The sequence below is a fragment of the Citromicrobium bathyomarinum genome (assembly GCF_021021475.1).
Taxonomy (GTDB): Bacteria; Pseudomonadota; Alphaproteobacteria; order Sphingomonadales; family Sphingomonadaceae; genus Alteriqipengyuania; species Alteriqipengyuania bathyomarina.
Map to the genome: position 1 here is coordinate 446,238 of NZ_JAINWL010000002.1, position 21,005 is coordinate 467,242.

Genomic DNA, 21,005 nt, shown 5'->3' on the forward strand with positions numbered 1-21,005 from the left:
ATGCAGCAGGTAGGACTCGAATCGCTCTCCCCGCAGGACCGGGCACGCGTCATCTATACGCAGGCCCGTTCCGAGATGACCGACCGCCTGTGGCAGGCGGCCATCGGCAGTGCGCAAGACGATAAGTCAGGCGCGCAGGGGCCGTGTCGCCACGGTCCCATGGGGCTCCCGATGGGGATGATGGACCTGTTCGGCACCGGTCAGGATGCCAGCGCGCTGGCGATGGCCTTCGAAGCCATGCAAGGAGCCGGTGCGAAGCCGGGGATCGGGATCGACTCCATTCGACCCCCGGTGGCCAAGCCCGAGATTAGCATCGAACCGATCGTTCCGGCGGTGACCAAGCCGGGCCTCGGTTTCGATGCGCCGTCGCCCTACAGCCCCGTCATCAAAGAGAGTTCCGCCAGCGGCCCACTGGGCAGCCTGGGGGCCAATTCCGGCTACGCGGCGACCTTGCAGAGGGCTGCCGAGCGTAGCGGACTGCCCGCGACCACGCTTGCCGCGATCGTCGATGCAGAGGCGGCCAAACGCCCGGATGGCAGCTGGAATCTGATGTCGCGCAATCCGCGTTCGAGCGCGGCGGGGCTGGGCCAGTTCCTTTCCGGCACATGGATCGGCATGGCCCAGAAGCCCGGCACCTGGCTGTATGACGTGGCACGGCAGAAGGGGTGGCTGACCGAGAGCGGCCGCGTCGCTCCCGCGGCGCGCGGATCGCTACTCGCGCTGCGTTACGATGCGACGGCGTCGATCAACAGCATCGCCGATTATGCCACATCCAATATCGCGACCATTCGCAGGTCGGGCGTCAGGACTGGAGACGATCCGCAGGCGCTCGCCCGGATTGCCTATCTCGGCCACCATCTGGGGCCGGGAGACGCGATCCGCTACCTTAAGGGCGGATTGGCGGAGGGTCGGGCCACCGTTTTACTGAAGGCGCAGATCGGATCGGCATCGGCGCGCGAGCGGATCGCCCGTACCGGCGATGCCGCGCAGGCGCACCGTGACTGGCTCAACGGCTACATCGCCCGCAAGATCAGGCCGGATCGGTTTGCCGCCCTGCCGCAGGCGGCCAGCAGCTGATCCAGACAGACAGACAGACGGACTGCCGACAACCCGCAGGATGCCTGACTTTCCGGGGAAATCTGCCGACCCCGGTGGCCTGCGATGCGCCCCGAGGCGGGGCTCCGAAACCGTCCGGGCATGACCGTAGTGGCCCTTCCGTAAAAGTACTGAAGCCAAGTTCGGTATGGTTCCTTAAAGGAGAAAACCGGAACCTCCAAGAAAGAGGTCGTTTATAGGCTGCCTACTATCCCTTGATCGTCACAAGACAGCATTTGACGTAAGGGGAGCTTACTCATGTCGAAAAGTACTGAAGCACTGGAAGTCGCGGTAGCAGAAGTTATCGCCAACATGAATTCGGACGGATCGCGTGGGTCCGCTCGTCAGCGCGCAAATATCGATCGCGCTTTTATCAGAATTCTCAAGATCGCAGCGCCGCGTATTCGGCACTTCATTCGCCAATACGGCCTGGCTGCTCATTATGAAGACGCCGAGCAGGTCTGTGCGATTGCAGTCCACCGCGCGATCGAGGCCTATGACCCGACCAAGGCCAAGTTCACCACCTTCCTCAACTGGCAGATCCGTGGCGAACTGCAGAGCCTGCGCTTCCGCCTGATGACCGATCAGCGGCCGTCCGCCCGCAAGGTGGAAGCGGTGACTATCGCTCTCACCACCGGGTCTATCAGCGACGATGGCGAAGAAACCAGCCTCGAAGCGCTGATCGAAGACGAAGCGGCGCTGGAGCGGACCGAGAGCTCCGCCTCGGAACATCTCGCCAATCAGGCCTGCATCGCGCTGGTCGACGCCTATATCGAAGCCGAGCGCAAGACAGGCGTCGAACAGTTGCGCAAGCGCGCCCGGACCCGTCGACCCGCCCGTGACATCCGCGAATCCCGCCCCGATCTTCCGGCGAGTTTTCGTGCCCACATGGCAGGCCCCGACCCGGTCGAGCTGGAAAAGCTGCACGAACGGCTGGAGCGCGATCGTGCGATTATCGAGCGCAGCATGTTCTCCGGCGATACCAAGCTGGCGCTCAGCATCGATAACAGCCTGACCCGTGAACGGATCCGCCAGATCGTGCGCCGCGCTGGCAAGCACATGGCGCAACTGGTGCAGACCGATCCCCGCTTCGCGATGCTGGCAGAGCAGGCCGGGGTCGCGATCGAACCGGCGACGGCGACACGCCCGGCAACTCCTGCGGCACCTGTCGGCATGCTGCCGTCCATGAACCAGCCGCACAATCAGACGATCACCGTTTCTGTTCCGGCGGAGCCCGCTGCGGATCGGCGTGCGGTGCGCGGTCCTTCGGTCACTCCGGTGCGGCACCAGTCGGGTGGGCTGTCTGCCTGACGTCGGCGGCACCGGATGCCAGGAAGTGGCCTAACGCTCACCCTTTCAACAAAAGAGGCCTCCGCCCCTTGGAACAGGGCGGAGGCCTTTTATTATGCCCGCAATGCGAGCACCCGTGGTGCCAGTGGCGCAAACCGCACCGGCTCAGTCGACCATCGTTGCTACGATCTTTCGTAGCTCGGGGGTTGGGATTGTCGCAGGGGCGGGCGCGTGGCCCGTGAGTGCCCGTGCATGGACTGCACCATAGCGCAGCGAAAGCTTGGCGCGAGGCGCGCCGTGCGAATTCGAGATATTCATCTGTAAGTATGTCCGGCGGATATTTTCCCGCCGCCTTCTGGTATTGTCAGCGCCTGCCACCGCGGCTGCGCGCACCGGCGGGCCCTTGCCCGGGTGTGCGCTCGCGGAAGACGATCCGGCCTTTGCTCAGATCGTAGGGCGTCATTTCGACATGTACGCGGTCTCCAACGACCGATCGGATACGATAGCGACGCATCTTGCCAGCAGTGTAGCAGATGATGCGGTGCTCATTATCGAGGGTGACGCCGAAACGTCCGTCAGGCAGGATCTCGTCGATCGCGCCTTCCATCGTGATGAGCTCTTCTTTCGCCAAACCATAGTCCTTAGCGTACGTAAAATCATCCGTGCGGACGTATTCCGTCACGGAGCCGTGGTGTGTGAAAAGGAATTGGTGCCGAACTTGCGCTCAGGCGCGTATCTCGGCGGTAACAATCCGTCGCAAACGACGTCAGGCAAGATCAATATAGCAGTAAGTGAAAAAATTACAATGGCGCTGGATTGGCTTTTGCATTTGAGCGGCTGCCAGCAATATTTTTTCTGGCCTGGGGGCGGGCGGCCTCTTCAGCAACGCGGGTTTTGATCGAAGCTCGCTTCCTAGCGCCAGCGGTCCTTGCGCTTGCGTTTGCGATCGCGCCTGTAGGCAACGATGCCGAGCGCGGCCGATAAAATCAGAAGCGCGATAATCGAATAGGCAATTATGAGGCGAGTTTCCATGTTTCCTCCGGAAAGCGGAGGACAGGATCATCCGGCGCACCTGCCGGTACCACGGAAAAACAGGAAGGCAAGGTAATAAAGGCGGTATGTATAAGTAGGAGTTGACTGAAGGATAGGGTGAATCGCCTCGCATATTGGCAGGAAATTCGTTCGGTCTTATGCTGCGCGGCAAGACTTCTTTTTTTCGGCGTTCCCCCCGTTTTCCGAGGTCTCGCTCGAGCAGACCAGCGTCACTTGACCCCTGCGCGCGCCGGGCGCGACCGCTACGGCGCAGCTTGACGAATCCGCCGCCATATCTACTGGTGCGCGCGGGATTTTTCGCCGACGGCCTGATGCAAGCTGGATGATCGCAGCGGGCAGGCGAGGGGGGAAGCGAGTGCTTTGCGTTGATCTCCCATCCTCCCTCCACCGGTCCGGCCCATCCGGGCTGGCGAGGCGCGCCGGGGTTCGAAAAGGCTGCTGACAGTGCTGTTTACTGACCCGGCCTACCTCTTCCTGTTCCTGCCGATAGTCGCCTTCGTGTGCGCAGGCGTACGCTCGCGCTTCGGGGTCGAGTGGGCGCTCGCGTTCCTGTTCATCGCCTCTTGCGCATTCTACGTCGGCTGGGGCGTCGACTATCTGATCATGATGCTGGCGAGCATCCTGGTGAACTGGGCCGCCTCGCAGTCGCTGATCCATCTGGGCGACGACAGAAGCGGGATGCGAAGGGCGATCTTCTGGGCTGGCATCGCGTTCAATTTCGGTGCGCTGATCTGGTTCAAATACTCGTTCTTCTTCCTGAATTACGCGGAAAGCTCGGCCGCCTTCAACGCCGGGCTGGTGGCGATTCCGGTCGGCATTTCCTTCTACACCTTCCAGCAGGCGGTCTTCCTGCTCGACGCGTATCGGCGCGACCGCGAGGTGATCGACTATCTGGGGACGGAGCGGGGCGCGCGCGGACGGGCGCGCGGCTTCGTGCGCTACGCCGCCTTCATCGCCTTCTTTCCCCAACTGGTGATCGGCCCGATCGTCTATCTGAAGGAATTCGCGCCGCAGGTCCGCAGCGCCGATTTCGGGCGGCTGGTGCGCATCAATATCGAAGTCGGCCTGTTTCTGATCATCGTCGGCCTGTTCAAGAAAGTCCTTATCGCGGACAATATCGCGCGCTATGTCGACCCTGTCTTCGACATGGTTGCGGCGGGCGGCGAACCCAATCTGATCGACGCGTGGACCGCTGCGCTTGGCTATTACGCGCAGCTCTATTTCGACTTTTCGGGCTATAGCGACATGGCGCTCGGCTCGGCGCGCATCCTCGGCATTATCCTGCCGATCAACTTCGCCTCGCCGCTCAAAGCGAACTCGATCGGCGACTTCTATCGCCGCTGGCACATCACGCTGACCCGCGTGATCGCGCTTTTCATGTACACGCCGCTGTCGCTGTTCGGCGCGCGGTTCGCGGCGAGGCATATCAAGTGGAAGCCGCTCGCCCGGTTCCCGCTGATCTGGCTTCCGCTGCTGGTCAATTTCGAGGTGATCGCACTGTGGCACGGCGCGACGATGACCTTCGTGCTGTTCGGCCTGCTGCACGGGTTGTGGTACGTGCTGGAGACCGAGGCGAAGAAGACGTCGGCCTGGCGCACATGGAAATCACGCTCTAGCGAGACCGCGCGCAACATCATCGGCCGGGTCGCCTTCACCGTGCCGATGGTGCTGTGTTTCGCGCTGTTCCGGTCCGAAAGCGTCACCACTTGGAGCCATATGGTGGGCGCCATGTTCGGCCAGCAGGCGCTCCCCCTCGATCGGGTCGGCCTGCGCGACTTCGGCGAGCTGGCGCTGGTCTTCGCCATTCTCGGCTTCTGCTGGTTCCTGCCCAATGCCTACGAACTGGCGCGCGATCACAAGCCGGGGCTGTTCACCTGGACCTACCCGGCCAACCGCAACCTGCTGGCGCGGATCAAGTGGGCCCCCAACATAATCTGGGGCGGGATCATGGCGGGGGCCTTGCTCGCCACGCTCTATTACGTCAGCCGTCTTCCGCCGTTCATCTATCTGGGATTCTGAGCGACCGTGACGAAGCCCGACGACAGCACGACCTCTCCCGCCGAACGCCAGCGCGGCGGCCGGCTCCTGCGCTCTCCCTTCATCCTCGCGATCCTGTCGGTGGTCGCGTTCTTCTGGGTGGTGACCGGGGCGGTGATCGCGATCGACCCGCTCGACCTCTACGACTGGGGTGAGCCGCCGCGTCTGCTGCCGGACTATAACCGCCACACCAATCGCGAGATGTACATGGTCGCGGCGCGTACGGACGTGGACGTGCTGCTGCTCAGCAGCTCGACGCTCGCCGCGATCACCAGCGATGAGATGGAAAAGAGCTTCGGCGTCGAAAAGGCGTTCAACTTCGCGGTCTCCGGCCCACGCCCCGCAGACCGCCGTTTCCTGCTGCAGCAGGTGGCCGCCCATTCGCCCGCCGAGCGGGTGATCGTGAGCTTCGACTATCTCTTCGTGCTGCCGCCCGACTACGCATCGGATCTGTTGCCGACCTATCTGTACGACGACAATCCGCTCAACGACCTCAGGATCGCATCGCCAAACGTGCTTCGGCTGACCATGCAGAAGCTGAAGGGAGAGCCGATCGGGCTACCTGGATGGGAGTATTCCACCGCGTTGGCGGCCGAACGGCAGGAATATGCGGCGTTCCAGCAGAAGCTGACAGAAGAGCGGGAGGACGACCGGCACCGGGCATCCGCCGCAGATATGGACAGCGCATCGCAGGACTGCGCGGACTACCCGCTGGTCTCGCAGATCCTCCCGGAACTGGTCGACCGGATGACCGCGCGCGGCAAGACAGTCGATTTCGTGATCCCGCCCTATTCCCTGCGGCTTTATCGCAGCTGGCAGGATTATGGCGTCGCGGCGGAGGTTGCCATGGCCGAACCCTTTCTGTCAAAGCAGATCGCGATCCGCCGCTGCCTCGTCCGCGCCTTTGCCGGGCGTGACGATGTCAGGGTGTTCGCTTTCGACAACGAGACCTGGATTACCGGCGACCTGACCAATTATCGCGACGAGGCGCACGTACAGAACCCGGCCATCTACCGCTTTATTCTGAACAGCATGGCGCGGGGCCGCCATCGCCTGACGACCGGGAATTTCGAGAATTACGCAGCTAGGCTGACCCGCAATGTGGAGCAGGGCGCGGGCACAGAGATGAACCAGAAGGGGCCGACGACATGAACAGGCTGGAACAGCATTCGACCTTGTCGCGGCTTTATGCGCTGCAGCTGGAGGTATTTCCCGAGCATGAGGATTTTCTCAGCCGCCGGATCGCGAACAGTTCCGACGAGCATCTCGTCGAACTGGAGCATCTGGCGCAGGTGATCGCGCGGATCGGCGAAGGCAAGCTGGAGACGATCGCGCGCGACTATGCGTGGCTGACAAACGAGATGCTGGAAGAGGAATACTACTTCCGGCGCCATGGCACCTATCGCCTCTCCACCTTCGAGGAGGCGGAGCGCACGGTCTACGCCAATGCGGAGTTTATGCAGAAATACATGAACGGCGTGCTGTTTTCCCACCTGTGGTGGGGCAATCACTCGCGCGTGATCATCCACTTCCATCGCGAATTCCTGTCCCGCATCAAACAGGGCGCGCATCATCTGGAAGTCGGGCCGGGCCACGGCCTGCTGCTGTATCTGGCCGCCAATTCGCCGCGCACCGGATCGGTGACCGGCTGGGATGTCAGCGCGACCAGCCTGCGCGATACGCGCCACGCACTCGAGGCGATGGGTGTGCGGAAGCCGGTGACGCTGGAAGCGCACAACATCGTCGATGCGCCCTCGGGCAATTTCGACAGCCTGACCTTCTCCGAAGTGCTCGAACATCTGGAACAGCCGCGCGATGCGCTGAAGACGCTCCGCTCGCTGCTCAACGACGGGGGCAAGATCTTCGTCCACGCGCCGGTCAACTCGCCTGCGCCCGATCACATCTATCTGTTTCGCGAGCCGGAGGAGATCGTCGAGATGGTGCGGGATGCGGGCTTCGCGATCGACGAGACGGTGAATTTTCCCGGCATGGATGCCTCGCTGGAGCGGGCGCGCAAGCTGAAGCTGACGATCTCGACCATCGTCGTCGGGACCGCGATCTAGAAAGGGTGCAGATGACCAGGGAAGACGTTTACGCAAAGCTCGAACCGATCTTTCGGGAGCTGTTCGATCAGTACGACGGGCCGATCACTGGCGAGCTGACGGCCAATGATGTCGAGCAGTGGGACAGCCTCGGCCATGTGCAGCTGGTCGTCGCGCTGGAGCAGGAGTGCGGCGTGCGCTGCGCCCCACAGGAGGTCACCGGACTGCCCGATCTGGGCGCGCTGGTCGATCTCTTCGCCGCCAAGACCCAGGCCTGAGCCGCGCCGGGGCGGGCGCTGACGTGATGGCGGGCTGCTGAGAATGGCGATGCTCGAATGGAAGCCTCCGCTGTCGCCGGAATGGGGCGAGTGGAAGTCCACCGCCGATGCGCTGCTGACCGAGGCGGAAAACCGCGCTGAGCTAAGTCCCGACGCGCAGCGGCCGCTGGCCGAGTGCCTTCACCGCATGGCCGGCGAAAAGCTGGGGCCCATGCAGCAGTTGCAACTGGAACGGCTTGCGCGCCGTGCGGTCCAGGCCGTGCCTCAGCTGGAGCCGTTTCGGTTTCTGAGGGTCGGGATCGTCTCCGATCGCACGCTCGATTTTCTGGCCCCCGCGCTCCAGGCAGCCGGGCTCGCGCGGCTTTTGCTGATCGAGCCGGTGCTGGCACCGCCGGGCAGCGCGGCATCGCTGGCGTTCGGCGCAGGCGACCCGTTCGGCGGACCGGTGGACATCGTGCTCTACTGGCACGACGCCACGATGACCCACGCGCGTACCGCGCTGCTCGACGCGCAGGCGCAAGAGGCGGCGATTCATGCGAGCACGGCGGCGCTGCGACAGACGGTCGAAGCGCTGCAGACAAAGTGCCGCGCGGACGTGATGGTATCGACCACACCGCTGCCGCCTGCGCAGCGCGTGTCATCGATCGACGCAATCACGCCCGGCTCCATGGCGGCGCATGTCGCACAAACCAACGCGGCGGTGTTCGAGGGCGCGGCACGGGGTGACTGGACAGTGATCGATATCGCCGCGCTCGCCGCCGATGTGGGGCACGCGGGCTGGTGCGATCCGATGCGGCTGTTCGATCTCAAAGTGCCCTTCGCGATGGAGCTCAATCCCGTGGTCGCGGACCATGTCGCGCGCCACCTGGCGGGGGCGTTCGGAAAGGCACGGCGCGCGCTGGTGCTCGATCTCGACAACACGCTGTGGAGTGGGGTGATCGGCGATGACGGGCTGGAGGGGATCGAAGTCGGGCAGGGCAGTGCGGCGGGCGAGGCCTACCTTGCGCTGCAGCAGCTCGCGCTGACCCTCAAGGATCGGGGCGTTGCGCTATGCGTGTGCTCCAAGAACAACGACGAGACCGCACGCCAGCCTTTCGCACAGCATCCCGACATGCTGCTGCGGCTGGACGATTTCGCCGTGTTTCATGCCTCTTGGGACGACAAGGCAAGCGGCGTCAGGGCCATCGCGCAGGCGCTGCGGCTGGGGCCGGAATCGCTCGTCTTCATGGACGATAACCCGGCGGAACGCGCACGGGTGCGGCAGGAGCTGCCCTTCGTCTTCGTGCCCGAACTGCCCGAGCAGCCGTTCCGCTACGCCACGATCCTCGCCGCGTCGGGCGCATTCGAGCATGGGCCGCTCAGCGGCGACGATCTCGCCCGCGCGCAGTCTTACGGCAGCGATGCGAAGCGGGTCGAAATGCAGGCGGCCATCGGCAATTACGAGGATTACCTGCGCGCGCTCCAGATGGAGATCTTCATCACCCCGTTCGACGATATAGGCCTGCCGCGCATCGCGCAGCTGGTGGCCAAGTCGAACCAGTTCAACCTGACGACGCGACGCCACGGAAAGGACGAACTCGCCCGAATGCAGGCATCAGGCGATGTGCTGTGCTGGCAGGTGCGCCTCAGCGACCGGTTTGCCGATCACGGCATGATCGCGGTCGTCATCGTGGCCAGGCGCGGGGATGACTGGGTGATCGACACCTGGCTGCAATCCTGCCGGATATTGCAGCGCGGGGTGGAGCAGGAGATCGCCAACCGGCTGGTCGAGGCTGCGCGTCGCGAGGGCGCGGGCCGCGTGCTTGGCGAGTATATCTCGACCAGCAAGAACGCGCTGGTTGCCGATCTCTTCCCCCGACTGGGCTTCGCAGCCATCAACGCACCGGCATACGGCGACGAGGCAAGCGAATGGTTCGCCTGCGAGGTGGATGGCTTTACTGCGCATGCGACCTTCTTCGGGTCGCCGGATGCAGGCCACCCGGCCTGACCCGCTAGGGCTTCTCCAGCAGGGCGAGCAGAGCGAAGCTCGCCAGCCAGTGCTCTCCCATATAGTCGCCGGTCACATGGGGCAGCGCGGCTTCGAGGTGCGCGGTGGCGCAGGCATCGATCAGGTCGCGATCCTCGGCATGGCTGAGTGCAGGGAGGATCGCGCGCAGCGCCCAGGCGCGGCTGAGATTGAGCCCATCGAGATGGGCGATCTTGCCGTCGCTCCGGTCGGAGACGCTGGCGGGCCGAAGCCGCTCAAGCCAGCGATTGTCGAGCACCAGTCCGGCGAACCAGTGAGCAAAATCGACCCGGGACATGACGTTGCGCATCAGCAGCGAAGCGCTGAGCACGGGGGAGAGAAACTCGTCGCCGCCCGGCTCCCATCCGCAATAATCGCGGCGATCGCCGAATGCCTTTGCGGACCAGCTATCGATCGTTTCGACCAGTTCCGGGTCGCGGGTTTCGGCCCACTCGCGCGCCAGCGTCAGCGCGAAGGCGGTGTTGTAATGCGTGCCGACGAAGACGGGGTAGGTGAGGACGCCAAGATAATCCTTGAACGCCTGCGCGAAATGGCGCGCCAGCGGCTCCAGCCGTGCGGCCCATTCTTCGTCATGGCGTGCCGCTTCGTGGTGCAGATAGAGCAGCCAGCCCCAGCCATAGGGCCGTTCGAACCCGCGCGAGGAAGGTCGCTGCGCGTAGGCCAGTTCCACCGCCAGTTTATCGGTGGTGAAGGTCTCTCGGCCAAGCGTTTCGATCGCGTGCGCTTCGTCGCTCTCGGGAAACAGGCGCCGCAGGGTCAGCAGGGTCCACCAGCCATGCACGCACGAATGCCAGTCGAAACTGCCGAAGAAGCACGGATGCAGTTCGCGCGGGGGCCGAACGTCGGCATCGCCATCCATGACATGGTCGAGCTTGCGCGGATATTCGCGCGCGACATGGCCCAGCGCGGCCTGCGCAAAGCGTGTCGCCGTTTCCTGCGTCAACTCCATAGCAGGAACCCTCCGATATAGATGATTGCGATGTTGCAGACCCACAGCGGGATCGCAGTCCACACCTGCTGCTTGATGACGCCGTTCTGATCGTCCAGCTCCAGCAGAGCGGCAGGCACGATGTTGAAGTTGGCTGCCATCGGAGTCAGCAGCGTGCCGCAGAAGCCGGCCAGCATTCCGACCGCGCCGATCACTGCGGGATTGCCGCCATAGCCTTCCACCAGCAGCGGAATGCCAATCGCGGCGGCCATTACCGGGAATGCGGCGAAGGCATTGCCCATGATCATGGTGAAGATCGCCATGCCCAGGCAGAACACGATCACCGTCAGCAGCACGCTGCCTTCGGGAATAACCTGCCCGGCAAGGCTGCCGATGATGTCGCCCACCCCGGCCACTGCGAACACCGCGCCCAGCGCCGCGAGCATTTGCGGCAGGATCGCCGCCCAGCCGATCGAATCGAGCAGGCGGCGGCCTTCTTCCGCAGGGGCGAGGGCAGGGGGCCTCAGCCACGCCATCGCCACCACCAGCGCGACCAGCACGCCGATCGCGAACAGCAGCAACGTCTCGCGCCGCGGCTCGAACAGGCCGGTCCCGCTGAGGGGCGTCCAGTTATATGCGAGCGTGCCTGCGACCGCGACGAAGGGCACGATCAATGCAGGGACGAACAGCCTGTTGCCCTTCAGCTCGGCCAGCTTGAACCGCTCTTCCAGCGTTGTGGTCGGCGGATCGCTGCGGCCCAGCCCGCCAACGCCCGCGATGGCGACCAGCGCCAGCACCAGCACTCCGTTGAGCAAAGGCGTAAAGTGGCTCCCGAACAGGAAGCTGACCGCAAGCAGACCCCAGAAGGCGGCATTGCCCCACCGCTTGCCATTGCTGCGATCGAGCGCGCTCAGCACCGCCCAGATGGCGAAGAAGATGCCGGCGAGGATATAGAGCCATTCGTAGGTGATCACTGACCGTCTCCCCGTTTGGTGAGGACGATGGTGGGTTCTTCGACAGGCCTGTCTCTGTGCGCGATGGCCGATGGAAGCCGGCCCAGTCGCCGGTCCATCGTCATGATCCGGCTCGAATGGATCAGGAAGGCGCAGATCGCGGTCGGGATCGCCCAGACCGAGAGTTGCAGCGGCGTCATCGGATAGCCTGCCGATTCAAACACGCCCTGGATCAGCAGGATGGAGGCGATGGCGAAGAAGATGTCCTCGCCAAAGAACAGCCCGACATTGTCGGTCGCCGCCGACATGGCGAGCACTTTCTGGCGCTCACCCTGGGGCAGGTCGCCGTGGGTTTTGACCGCCGCCGCCTCGGCCATGGGCGCAACCAGCGGGCGGACCGCCTGCGGGTGTCCGCCGATGTCCTTCATGCCGAGCGCTGCGGTCAGCTGACGGAACGCGAGGTAGATCACCAGCAGCTTGCCCATGGTCGCCCCGCGTACGCTTTCGATCAGGCCGCGCGCGCGTTGCTGCAACCCATACCGCTCGAGCAGGCCGATCACTGGCAGGATGATCCAGGTGACCGAGATGTAACGGTTCTCGTTGAAGGCTTGCCCCAGCGCCTCGATTACCGAAACCGGATCCAGCCCTGCCAACAGTCCGGTCGCGATCGCCGCGCCGACCACCACCAGCAGCGGATTGAACTTGAGGGCAAACCCGATGACGACCAGCGCGATGCCGATCAGCGGCCAGTAGTTCATCCGTTTGTCTCTCCATACCCGCCCCCGCCGGGCGTGAGGATCACGAAACTGTCGCCCGGCTGCATGTCCGCGCTGTCGGTCGCGGACAAGTCTTCGTGCGATCCGTCTCCGCGTTCGACCCAGTTTTCCCCCGGCAGCGCATCGCCGCCGCCCGCGATCCCGCGCGGCGGTACGGTGCGCCGGTTGGCGAGGATGTTGGCGCGCATCTCTTCGAGGAAGGTCACCCGCCGCTCGACCCCGTCGCCGCCGGTATGCGCGCCCGTGCCACCCGATCCGCGCCGGATCGCGAAGGTGTCCAGCCGCACGGGCAGCCGCGTTTCGAGGATTTCGGGGTCGGTCAGGCGCGAATTGGTCATGTGGGTCTGCACCGCGCTGGTCCCGTCATGGTCGGGGCCCGCTCCCGATCCGCCAGCGATCGTCTCGTAATACTGGTGATCCTCGTTGCCGAAGGTGAAGTTGTTCATCGTGCCCTGGCTGGGGGCGAGGCGACCGGTCGCGGCGAACAGGCAATCGGTTACCACCTGGCTGGTCTCGACATTGCCCGCGACCACCGCAGCGCCGGGCCTTGGATTGAGCATCGATCCTTCGGGCACGATCAGTTCGACCGGGCGCAGGCAACCATCGTTCATCGGGATCGGATCGTCGATCAGCGTGCGCAGCACATAGAGCGCGGCGGCGCGGGTGATCGATCGCGGCGCGTTGAAGTTGTTGTCCTGCTGTGCGCTGGTGCCGGTGAAATCGAACACCGCGGAGCGGGTCGCATCGTCGATCCGGATCGCGACCTGCACCTGCGCTCCGTTGTCCATCGGGTAGGTGAACGCGCCATCCTCCAGCCGGCCGAGCAGCGCGCGCACGCTCTCCTCCGCATTGGCGAGGACGTGGTCCATGTAGGCGGAGACCATCTGCGCCCCGCGCTCATGCGCCGCCTGATGCAGCAGTTCCGCGCCGCGGGTGCAGGCGGCCAGTTGCGCGCGCAGGTCCGACAGGTTGCGATCGGGCCGGCGCGCCGGGTATTTCGCATCGGCCAGCGCCGCGCGCACCGCATCCTCTCGGAAGGTGCCCTCATCGACCAGCAGGAGGTTGTCGATCATCACCCCCTCCTGCTCGATGGTGCGGCTTTCGGGCGGCATCGAGCCGGGCGCGATCCCGCCGATATCCGCGTGGTGCCCGCGCGCGGCAACGAACGCGTCGGGCGTGTCGTCGTCGTCCGAATAGAATACCGGCGCGATCACCGTGATGTCGGGCAGGTGGGTGCCGCCGCGGAACGGATCATTGACCACATAGGCATCGCCGCGCTGGATGCCTCGGCCGTCGCGCGCATCTCCGCGCACCTCGATCACGCGGGCGATGGAGTCGCCCATGCTGCCCAGATGCACCGGGATATGCGGCGCATTGGCGATCAGCTCTCCGCGTGCGTTGAACAGCGCGCAGGAGAAATCGAGCCGTTCCTTGATGTTGACCGAGGTCGCGGTGTTCTGCAGCACCACGCCCATTTCCTCGGCAATCGCCATGAACAGGTTGTTGAAGATCTCCAGCCTGACCGGATCGACTTCGGTCCCCGCCGCGCGCGTGCGTTCGAGCGGGACCGTGCGGGTCAGCACCAGGCTGCCTTCCTTGGCGAGCTGCGCTTCCCATCCTTCGTCGACCACGGTGGTAGAGCCCGGATCGATCACCAGCGCGGGGCCTGCGATCACCTGTCCAGTGGTAAGCGCGGCGCGTTCGTAGGTCGGCCACTCGCCCGAAGCTTCGCCATCGACTGCGACCGGCTCAATCCTCGCGTCGCCAAGCCCGCCGGATGTCCCGCTCGCATCCACGCTAAGCGCTTCGACGATGATTGCTGCGTCCTTGTCCGAATAGCCGTAGCGCTGGCGGTGGAGCACGCGGAAGGCGGCATCCATCGCGTCCGCATCGGTACACTCGATGGTCAGCATGGAATCGCTGCCGTCGAACCGCAGCCGCGCGCGGGCGGCGAGCGTGACGTCTTTCGCGGCGATGCCCTGTTCGGTCAGCGCGGCGCGAGCCTCGTCTCGCAAGGTATCGAGTTCTTCGGCAAAGCCATCGTGCAGCGGCCGGACCAGACTGACCTCGCGGATCGCCTTTACGGGGGCGAGCCCGATGCCATAGGCGGAGAGGATACCGGCGAGCGGATGGACCAGCACGGTCTCGATCCCCAGCTCGTCCGCCACCTTGCACGCATGCTGCCCGCCCGCGCCGCCGAAGCAGGCGAGCGCATATTCGGTCACATCGTGCCCGCGCGCGACCGAGATCTTGCGGATCGCATTGGCCATGTTGTCGACCGCGATCGCGAGGAAGCCGCGTGCGATGTCTTCCAGCGGCTTGGGTTCGGGCAATTGGGCCGCGATCTCTTCCAACCGTTTGCGCGATGCTTCGGGGGCGAGCGGCTGGTTGCCCTCCGGTCCGAAGACATGCGGGAAGAAGGCCGGGTCGATCCGGCCGAGAAACAGGTTGCAGTCGGTCACCGTCAGCGGGCCGCCCTTGCGGTAGCAGGCCGGGCCCGGGTCCGCACCGCCGCTTTCGGGTCCAACGCGGAAGCGTGCGCCGTCGAAGCTGCACACCGAGCCGCCGCCCGCCGCGACGGTGTGGATCTGCATCATCGGCGCGGCGACCCGAACGCCTGCGACCAGGTTCTCCGCCGCAAGTTCCAGCTCACCCGCATAATGCGCGACATCGGTGCTGGTCCCGCCCATGTCGAAGCCGATCAGCTTGCGATGGCCGAGCGGTTCGCCCGCCGCGACCATCCCCACGACGCCGCCAGCCGGGCCGGACAGAATGGCGTCCTTGCCGCGAAACGCGCCGACCTCCGCCAGCCCGCCATTGGATTGCATGAAGCCGAGCCGCTCGACCGGGGGCAGGTCCCGCTGAAGCCCGTCTGTGTAGCGCTTGAGCACCGGGGAGAGATAGGCGTCGACCACGGTGGTATCGCCGCGCGGCACGTATTTGATCAGCGGCGCGACCTCGTGGCTGACGCTGACCTGCGTGAAGCCGAGTGCGCGCGCGATCTCGCCCAGCCGCGCCTCATGATCGCGGTATTTCCAGCCGTGCATCAGGATGATCGCCAGCGCATCGAACCCCTCGTTGCGCAGGTTCTGCAACGCCGCGCGCGCGGCATCATCGTCGAGCGGGTGCAGGATCGTTCCGTCGGCTCCGATCCTCTCGTCGATTTCGACAACCTTGGCAGGCAGTTGCTCGGGAAGGATGATGTGGCGGGCGAAAATCTCGGGCCGCGCCTGCGCGCCGATCCGCAAGCCATCGCCGAAGCCGCGCGTGGTCACCAGCGCGAGCCGTTCGCCCTTGCGCTCCAGCAGCGCGTTGGTTGCCACGGTGGTGCCGATCCGCAGCTCCGCGATCGGTGCCTCGCCGTGCTGCGCCATCAGGCGGCGAACGGCTTCGGTCGCGGCATCGTCGTAGTGGCCGGGATTTTCGGACAGCAGCTTGTCGGTCACCAGCCGCCCGTCGGGCGTGGTTGCGACCACATCGGTGAAAGTACCGCCGCGGTCGACCGCGAAGCGCCATGCGCGGGAATGTTCGGTCACGAAGGCTCGCTCGTCTTGCCGTAGAAGGGAGGCGAAACGTTGTAGGGCTGTGCGCGGGCTTGTCCAACCGGGCATGCAGGCCGCGATGCCGTTGTCGGGCGAACACCATTTGCACCGGACTATTGTCAAGAATCTGTAGCACAGACCCCGATCAATCGTTGCCAGGCGGCGAGATCGTCGAGAATCTCCTGCCTATAGATGATTGGAATTGCGAATTGATCACTGTTGCCCAAAAATAGATTGGCATGTAAAAATTGGATTGGGCGATTCGGCTTAATTGTAGTGATTGATTTCGCTGCGGGCAGAGGCGATTGGGTGAGGGGGGTGGCTTTATGCCGACAATTACGTTCAGCGAGCGATCAGTAGGAGCGCGTAACCCAACATTTTCTTTCGACGAGAACACCGTTCGAACATCGGGGCAGATCGTTCGCGATGGCGCTCAGCCAGCATCCCCCTCTTTTGCCGCAAACAGTAACTATTTCGGCCCTGTTTTCCTGTTTTTCGAGCGGGCCGTTACTTCGGTCTCGCTCGCCGCCGGCTATTTCGACAATCTCGGCAGCACGCGGATCGAGTTTCTGGACGGTTCTGGCCGAGTACTGAGTTCGATTCTCAATTCCGCGTTCGGCGTACAGACCTACAGCTTTACCAGCGAAGCGGGCATCGCCTCGGTCCGTGTGATTGATGAATCCTATGACGCCGCCGGGTTCTCGATCGACACGGTGATTTTCGGCGATCCCGTCGCCTCGCTCTCTCCGCCTGTGGTGAGCCAAACGGCAGGCGCTCTCCTCCTCGATCGCGATTTCGGACAGGTCGGCCCATCTTCGCTGGTCTTCAGTGAGGAGCTCGGCCCCGGCGACAGCTTGGACACGATCGCCTTCACGGCAGCGGCCCCGGGGGCGATTACTCTTACCGTCGCGCTTGACTCCGATCCGGGAAACATCCGCGCAATCACCTTCGCAGTGACCGAGGGACGTAACTTTTTCAGCTTCCGGCCCCCAGAGGCCTATACAAGCGACCAGTCGTACACCGTTCGGATGGATGTCGACATTCAGCAACCGGATGCCGAACGGCTCATGGATGCCTGGGTCAGCGACACGGCAGCGGACATACTGGGCGGTACATTCGATTTTCAGGAAGCGAAGTTCAAACTTCTCCAAATCGCGGCAAGCGTCGATTCTCCCGATAGTGCTGCCCGGCTGCTGGGCAAGGTGGCTGGGGTGTACAGCCTTGTCGGGCTGGTATTCGATGCCTCCGTTCGAACTAGCCGGGTTCGTAATGCGGAAGATTTTCGCGAAGAGTTTTTCGTACAGGCTTTCGATGCCGCAACGGAGACTCTCGTCTCTTCCGGGCCTGCCGCCGTAGGCGCGATGACGCGACATCCGATAGGTATCGCCCTTGGTATCGTCACGGGCTTCGTCGGAGGTGTCGCGTATACCGTTTTCTTCAGTGATGACGTGCAAGACTATGCGAGGACGCTTTACAGGGAGTCCTTCCAGTCTCTCGATGATCTGCCATACGTGTATGACACCGATTACGCCGACAGTAATACCGCGCCGATAAGCTTCGATGCCGATTACTATCTCGACACCTATGCGGACGCTGCGACCGCCGTCGCCAACGGCGACTATGCGACCGCCTATCTGCATTATATCGGCGTGGGGGCGGCGCTCGGCTATGCGCCCGCAGAGGGGGTGGCTCCAATCCCGGCCTCGGCCATTGCCAGCGAGACGACCCCAGAGCTCGCCCGGCAAGGCTACAACAGCGCGCTCTTCATCCAGGCAGCCGGCGATTTTTCGGGCGATACCGCTTCCGCCACTGAGATCGGGATTGCCGCCACCCTCAACGATGCGCGAACCGCCGGATCCGAGCTGGGCCTGAGCGGTGCGCTGTTCACGCTTGCCAACCGGATCGCTCAGGACGTTGCCGTCAACCGGCTCGTGGAGCCTTCGGTCGCGTTCACGCCGACCGATCTGCAAGGCTGGATCGCCACGATGTCCAACGGGCAGGCAATTCCGGACGCATTCGCATCCTATCTCGGAGGAAGTGCGAACCTCCAGTTCTTTGCGGTCTATTCCGACGATGTGCAGCCCGAAGACATTCTTTCGCGCTTCCTTGCCGACGCTGAAGCCGCCCCAAGCCTGCTTGGCACGTCGATCCGGAGCATCGGCATCGGTGAACATGCGGGCGTCTACGTCATCGCGGTCAGCACCAGCGTCGCAGGCTCCGGCCCTGCCGAAGACGCGGCACCTCGCGAGCTTGTTCTGGCGGGTGATGAAGGCGCCGATACCTTCTATGCGGGTGGCGGAGTCGCCAATCTGACCGGTCGGGATGGCGCCGACATGCTGGTCGGCAGTGCGTATGCGGACCGCCTCGACGGCGGCGCGGGAGGCGACGTCATCCGGACCAACGGCGGGGCGGATATCGTGTTCGGGGGCAGCGGAAACGACCGCTTCATCATCGATTCCGGAAGCGCGCCGGTAGATCGGCCCGACATCGTCAAGCTGGTAACGCAGGTAAATGGAACCCGCGAAACCGCGATCGCGCTCGAAGGGGGGTTCGACCTTGTCTCCGACTGGAGGATTGGCGACTCCGCGACAATCCCGCATGCGACCGTCAATGCCGTCTCCAGCAGCGGGCGGGAGTTCTACGCGGTGACCGTGGCCCAAGGGGCCACGATCATCATCGATATCGATCGGACGACCGATTTCGACAGCGCGCTCAGGATAGTCGATTCCGCTGGGCAGACAATTTCGGCCAACGCGACTGCCAGCGTGATCGATCCGGGGAGCGATTTTACCTACGATGCCTATCTCACGCACACGTTCGAAGCAGGCGGCACCTATTACATCGAAGTCACCAACGAGCGCGGGGAGATGCCCGCAGGCTCTTCCTACACCATGAATGTTTCCCTCACCGGGACGACCATCCCGTCGCTCAGTGCTGCTGCGACAGTCTATGGGGGGACGGGCGACGATGTTTATGAGGTGGCTGGCGCTGGCGATTTGCTGGTCGAATATGCCGGAGGAGGCACCGACACGGTCCTTAGCCGTGTATCCTACACACTCGGCGCGAATATCGAAAACCTCACGCTCGTCAGTGGATCGGGTGCAGTCGAGGCTGCCGGAAACGACCTGGATAATCTTCTTCGTGGGAACGCGGCAGACAATGTGATCCGCGGAGGCGCAGGCGACGATATTCTGGTGGGAAGCGGCGGGAACGATGCGATCGACGGGGGCGCTGGCACGGATACCGCAGTGTTCTCTGGCAACCGGTCGGACTATACCATCTTCAATATTGCCAATGGTCAGGTCCAGCAGATCAGCGGGCCCGACGGCGTCGACACGCTGTTCAGCGTTGAACGCCTCGCTTTTGACGATGGCATTTACGCGCTCGGCGCACAGGCTGGCGAGTTGCAGTTCCGGTATGACCAGTTTGGCGCCGGAGATGCCGCAGGCGGCTGGTCGAGCAACGAGCGCTATCCAAGGACCGTCGCGGATGTGAATGGGGATGGGCGCGCCGACCTGATCGGATTTGCGTCTTCGGGTACTTTCGTGGCGCTTGGGCAGGCGAATGGCACCTTCGCGCCGCTCCAGCTGGGCATTGCCGGCTTTGGATCGGCAGATGCCGCAGGCGGCTGGGCGGATGGCGACCGGTTCCCCCGCACGATGGGTGACGTAAACGGCGATGGCCGTGCAGACATCATCGGCTTTGGCAGCGGTGGTGCCTACGTGTCTTACGGCCAGGCGAGCGGCACCTTCGCGGCACCGGTGCTTGCCTTGGCGGGTTTCGGCTCCGCCGACGCAGCGGGCGGATGGCTCGACAACACACGCTTCCCGCGCGAAGTAGCGGACGTGAACGGCGACGGACGCGACGATCTGATCGGTTTTGGCGGCGCAGGCGTCTACGTGTCGCTGGCGCGCGCCGATGGCGGCTTCGGGAACACCTATCTGGCAACCAACAGCTTTGGTTTTAGCCAGTCCGCTGGCGGCTGGAGTAACAACGACCTCTACCAACGCACTCTTGCCGACATCAATGGCGACGGTCGTGCGGATATTGTCGGTTTCGGGAGTGGCGGGGTCTACATCTCCTACGCGCTCGAAAACGGAACTTATACCGACCCCGTCCTCGGTTATAGCGGATTTGGCTCGGCCCCGTCTGCCGGCGGGTGGCTGACACAAGACCGGTTCCCGAGAATGCTTGGCGATCTGAATGGCGACGGAGCCGTGGACATCGTCGGCTTCAGTTCGAACGGCACGTGGGTGGCATTGGGCGATGGTGAGGGCGGGTTTTCCAACGCAACGCTCGCGACCGATCAGTTCGGCTATGGTGATGCAGCCGGAGGTTGGGCCACCAATGATCGTTTCCCTCGCATTCTGGCCGATATCAATGGCGACGGGACCGACGATATCGTCGGCTTCTCGTCCGGCGGCGTAGTCGTCGCTTACGGCGGCACCAGTGACTGGGTCCGCATCGGCCCCGCGCTGGACTATTCCGGTGAGCCTGGTTTCGGGACCGCGCAAACCGGTGCGGACCTGCTGTTCGATGTCGCGTCCAATCAGGCCCTGTTCGGCGAACTGCGTGACAACGAAGTCCATCTGCCCAGTGACAGGGTGCTGCACCCCGTGGTGTTCGACGAAGGATCGCGCGAGCTGTTGATCGGTCCCGACCAGCCCGTCTTCCGCTTCGAAAACAGTTCCAGATGGGGCCGCGCCTCGGTGATGGAGAGCGAGGTCGAACTCGCCGGCCTGCAGGTCTTCGGTGCGCCCGACACGCATGTTGTCGAGCCGGGCTTTGAGTACGGCGCCGCAAGTGCCGCGCTCCGCGCATTGCAGGCAGAGGAGAACTTGTTGGGCGATGCGCTGCATCAGCCGCCCGTCGTCTCACCCATTGCGCCGGAACTGGAACCGCTGATCGACAATATTGCGCTGTTCTAGCGGATCACTGCTGACGCGAGAGACGCGGGGCTGCTTCGCCGTTCGGCGTGTGCCGAC

General features: G+C 63.9%; 13 protein-coding genes. 8 read left to right on the forward strand and 5 right to left on the reverse strand.

What is annotated here, in order from left to right; translation table 11 throughout:
* Both K7H93_RS10170 and K7H93_RS10175 read left to right on the forward strand, forming a co-directional pair.
* The gene (locus tag K7H93_RS10170) at positions 1-1,077 is read left to right on the forward strand and encodes a peptidoglycan-binding protein (RefSeq protein WP_230783508.1); all 1,077 of its coding nucleotides are present in this window, start codon (positions 1-3) and stop codon (positions 1,075-1,077) included.
* A 276-nt stretch (positions 1,078-1,353) separates the two neighbouring features.
* The gene (locus tag K7H93_RS10175; RefSeq protein ID WP_010236169.1) at positions 1,354-2,406 is read left to right on the forward strand and encodes a sigma factor; all 1,053 of its coding nucleotides are present in this window, start codon (positions 1,354-1,356) and stop codon (positions 2,404-2,406) included.
* A gap of 343 nt (positions 2,407-2,749) precedes the next feature.
* Here the strand turns inward: K7H93_RS10175 and infA are convergent, their stop codons facing one another.
* Complete coding sequence (gene infA / locus K7H93_RS10180) at positions 2,750-3,016, reverse strand: translation initiation factor IF-1 (protein ID WP_010236168.1); 267 nt, start codon at positions 3,014-3,016, stop codon at positions 2,750-2,752.
* Between the two features lie 866 nt (positions 3,017-3,882).
* On the opposite strand from infA, the gene K7H93_RS10185 reads away from it, so the two are divergent.
* Genes K7H93_RS10185 through K7H93_RS10205 form a run of 5 tightly spaced genes read left to right on the forward strand, consistent with a single transcriptional unit; the run spans position 3,883 to position 9,782 of the window.
* Entirely contained in the window at positions 3,883-5,457 is a 1,575-nt protein-coding gene (locus K7H93_RS10185) for an MBOAT family O-acyltransferase (RefSeq protein ID WP_230783509.1), read from the forward strand.
* Positions 5,458-5,463: 6 nt separating this feature from the next.
* Entirely contained in the window at positions 5,464-6,627 is a 1,164-nt protein-coding gene (locus K7H93_RS10190) for a hypothetical protein (RefSeq protein WP_230783510.1), read from the forward strand.
* The gene (locus K7H93_RS10195) at positions 6,624-7,538 is read left to right on the forward strand and encodes a class I SAM-dependent methyltransferase (protein WP_230783511.1); all 915 of its coding nucleotides are present in this window, start codon (positions 6,624-6,626) and stop codon (positions 7,536-7,538) included. The genes K7H93_RS10190 and K7H93_RS10195 overlap by 4 nt, the downstream gene beginning before the upstream one ends.
* Positions 7,539-7,549: 11 nt before the next feature.
* Positions 7,550-7,795: an acyl carrier protein gene (locus K7H93_RS10200; RefSeq protein WP_230783512.1), complete on the forward strand. Its 246-nt coding sequence runs from the start codon at positions 7,550-7,552 to the stop codon at positions 7,793-7,795.
* A 43-nt stretch (positions 7,796-7,838) separates the two neighbouring features.
* The gene (locus K7H93_RS10205) at positions 7,839-9,782 is read left to right on the forward strand and encodes an HAD-IIIC family phosphatase (RefSeq protein ID WP_230783513.1); all 1,944 of its coding nucleotides are present in this window, start codon (positions 7,839-7,841) and stop codon (positions 9,780-9,782) included.
* 4 nt (positions 9,783-9,786) lie between these two features.
* Here the strand turns inward: K7H93_RS10205 and K7H93_RS10210 are convergent, their stop codons facing one another.
* From K7H93_RS10210 to K7H93_RS10225, 4 genes are read right to left on the reverse strand one after another with little or no spacing between them, the layout of a single operon-like run.
* A complete protein-coding gene (locus tag K7H93_RS10210) occupies positions 9,787-10,770 on the reverse strand; it encodes a DUF2891 domain-containing protein (RefSeq protein WP_230783514.1) in 984 nt (327 codons plus the stop codon).
* Positions 10,761-11,723: a DUF979 domain-containing protein gene (locus tag K7H93_RS10215; protein WP_230783515.1), complete on the reverse strand. Its 963-nt coding sequence runs from the start codon at positions 11,721-11,723 to the stop codon at positions 10,761-10,763. The genes K7H93_RS10210 and K7H93_RS10215 overlap by 10 nt, the downstream gene beginning before the upstream one ends.
* The gene (locus tag K7H93_RS10220) at positions 11,720-12,460 is read right to left on the reverse strand and encodes a DUF969 domain-containing protein (protein ID WP_230783516.1); all 741 of its coding nucleotides are present in this window, start codon (positions 12,458-12,460) and stop codon (positions 11,720-11,722) included. The genes K7H93_RS10215 and K7H93_RS10220 overlap by 4 nt, the downstream gene beginning before the upstream one ends.
* On the reverse strand, positions 12,457-16,014 hold the full coding sequence (locus K7H93_RS10225; RefSeq protein ID WP_230783517.1) for a hydantoinase B/oxoprolinase family protein: 3,558 nt from the start codon (positions 16,012-16,014) through the stop codon (positions 12,457-12,459). Before K7H93_RS10225 ends, K7H93_RS10220 begins: the two co-directional genes overlap by 4 nt.
* A gap of 332 nt (positions 16,015-16,346) precedes the next feature.
* Between K7H93_RS10225 and K7H93_RS10230 the strand changes: the two genes are divergently transcribed.
* A complete protein-coding gene (locus K7H93_RS10230) occupies positions 16,347-20,948 on the forward strand; it encodes an FG-GAP-like repeat-containing protein (protein WP_230783518.1) in 4,602 nt (1,533 codons plus the stop codon).
* The last annotated feature ends 57 nt before the right edge of the window (positions 20,949-21,005 follow it).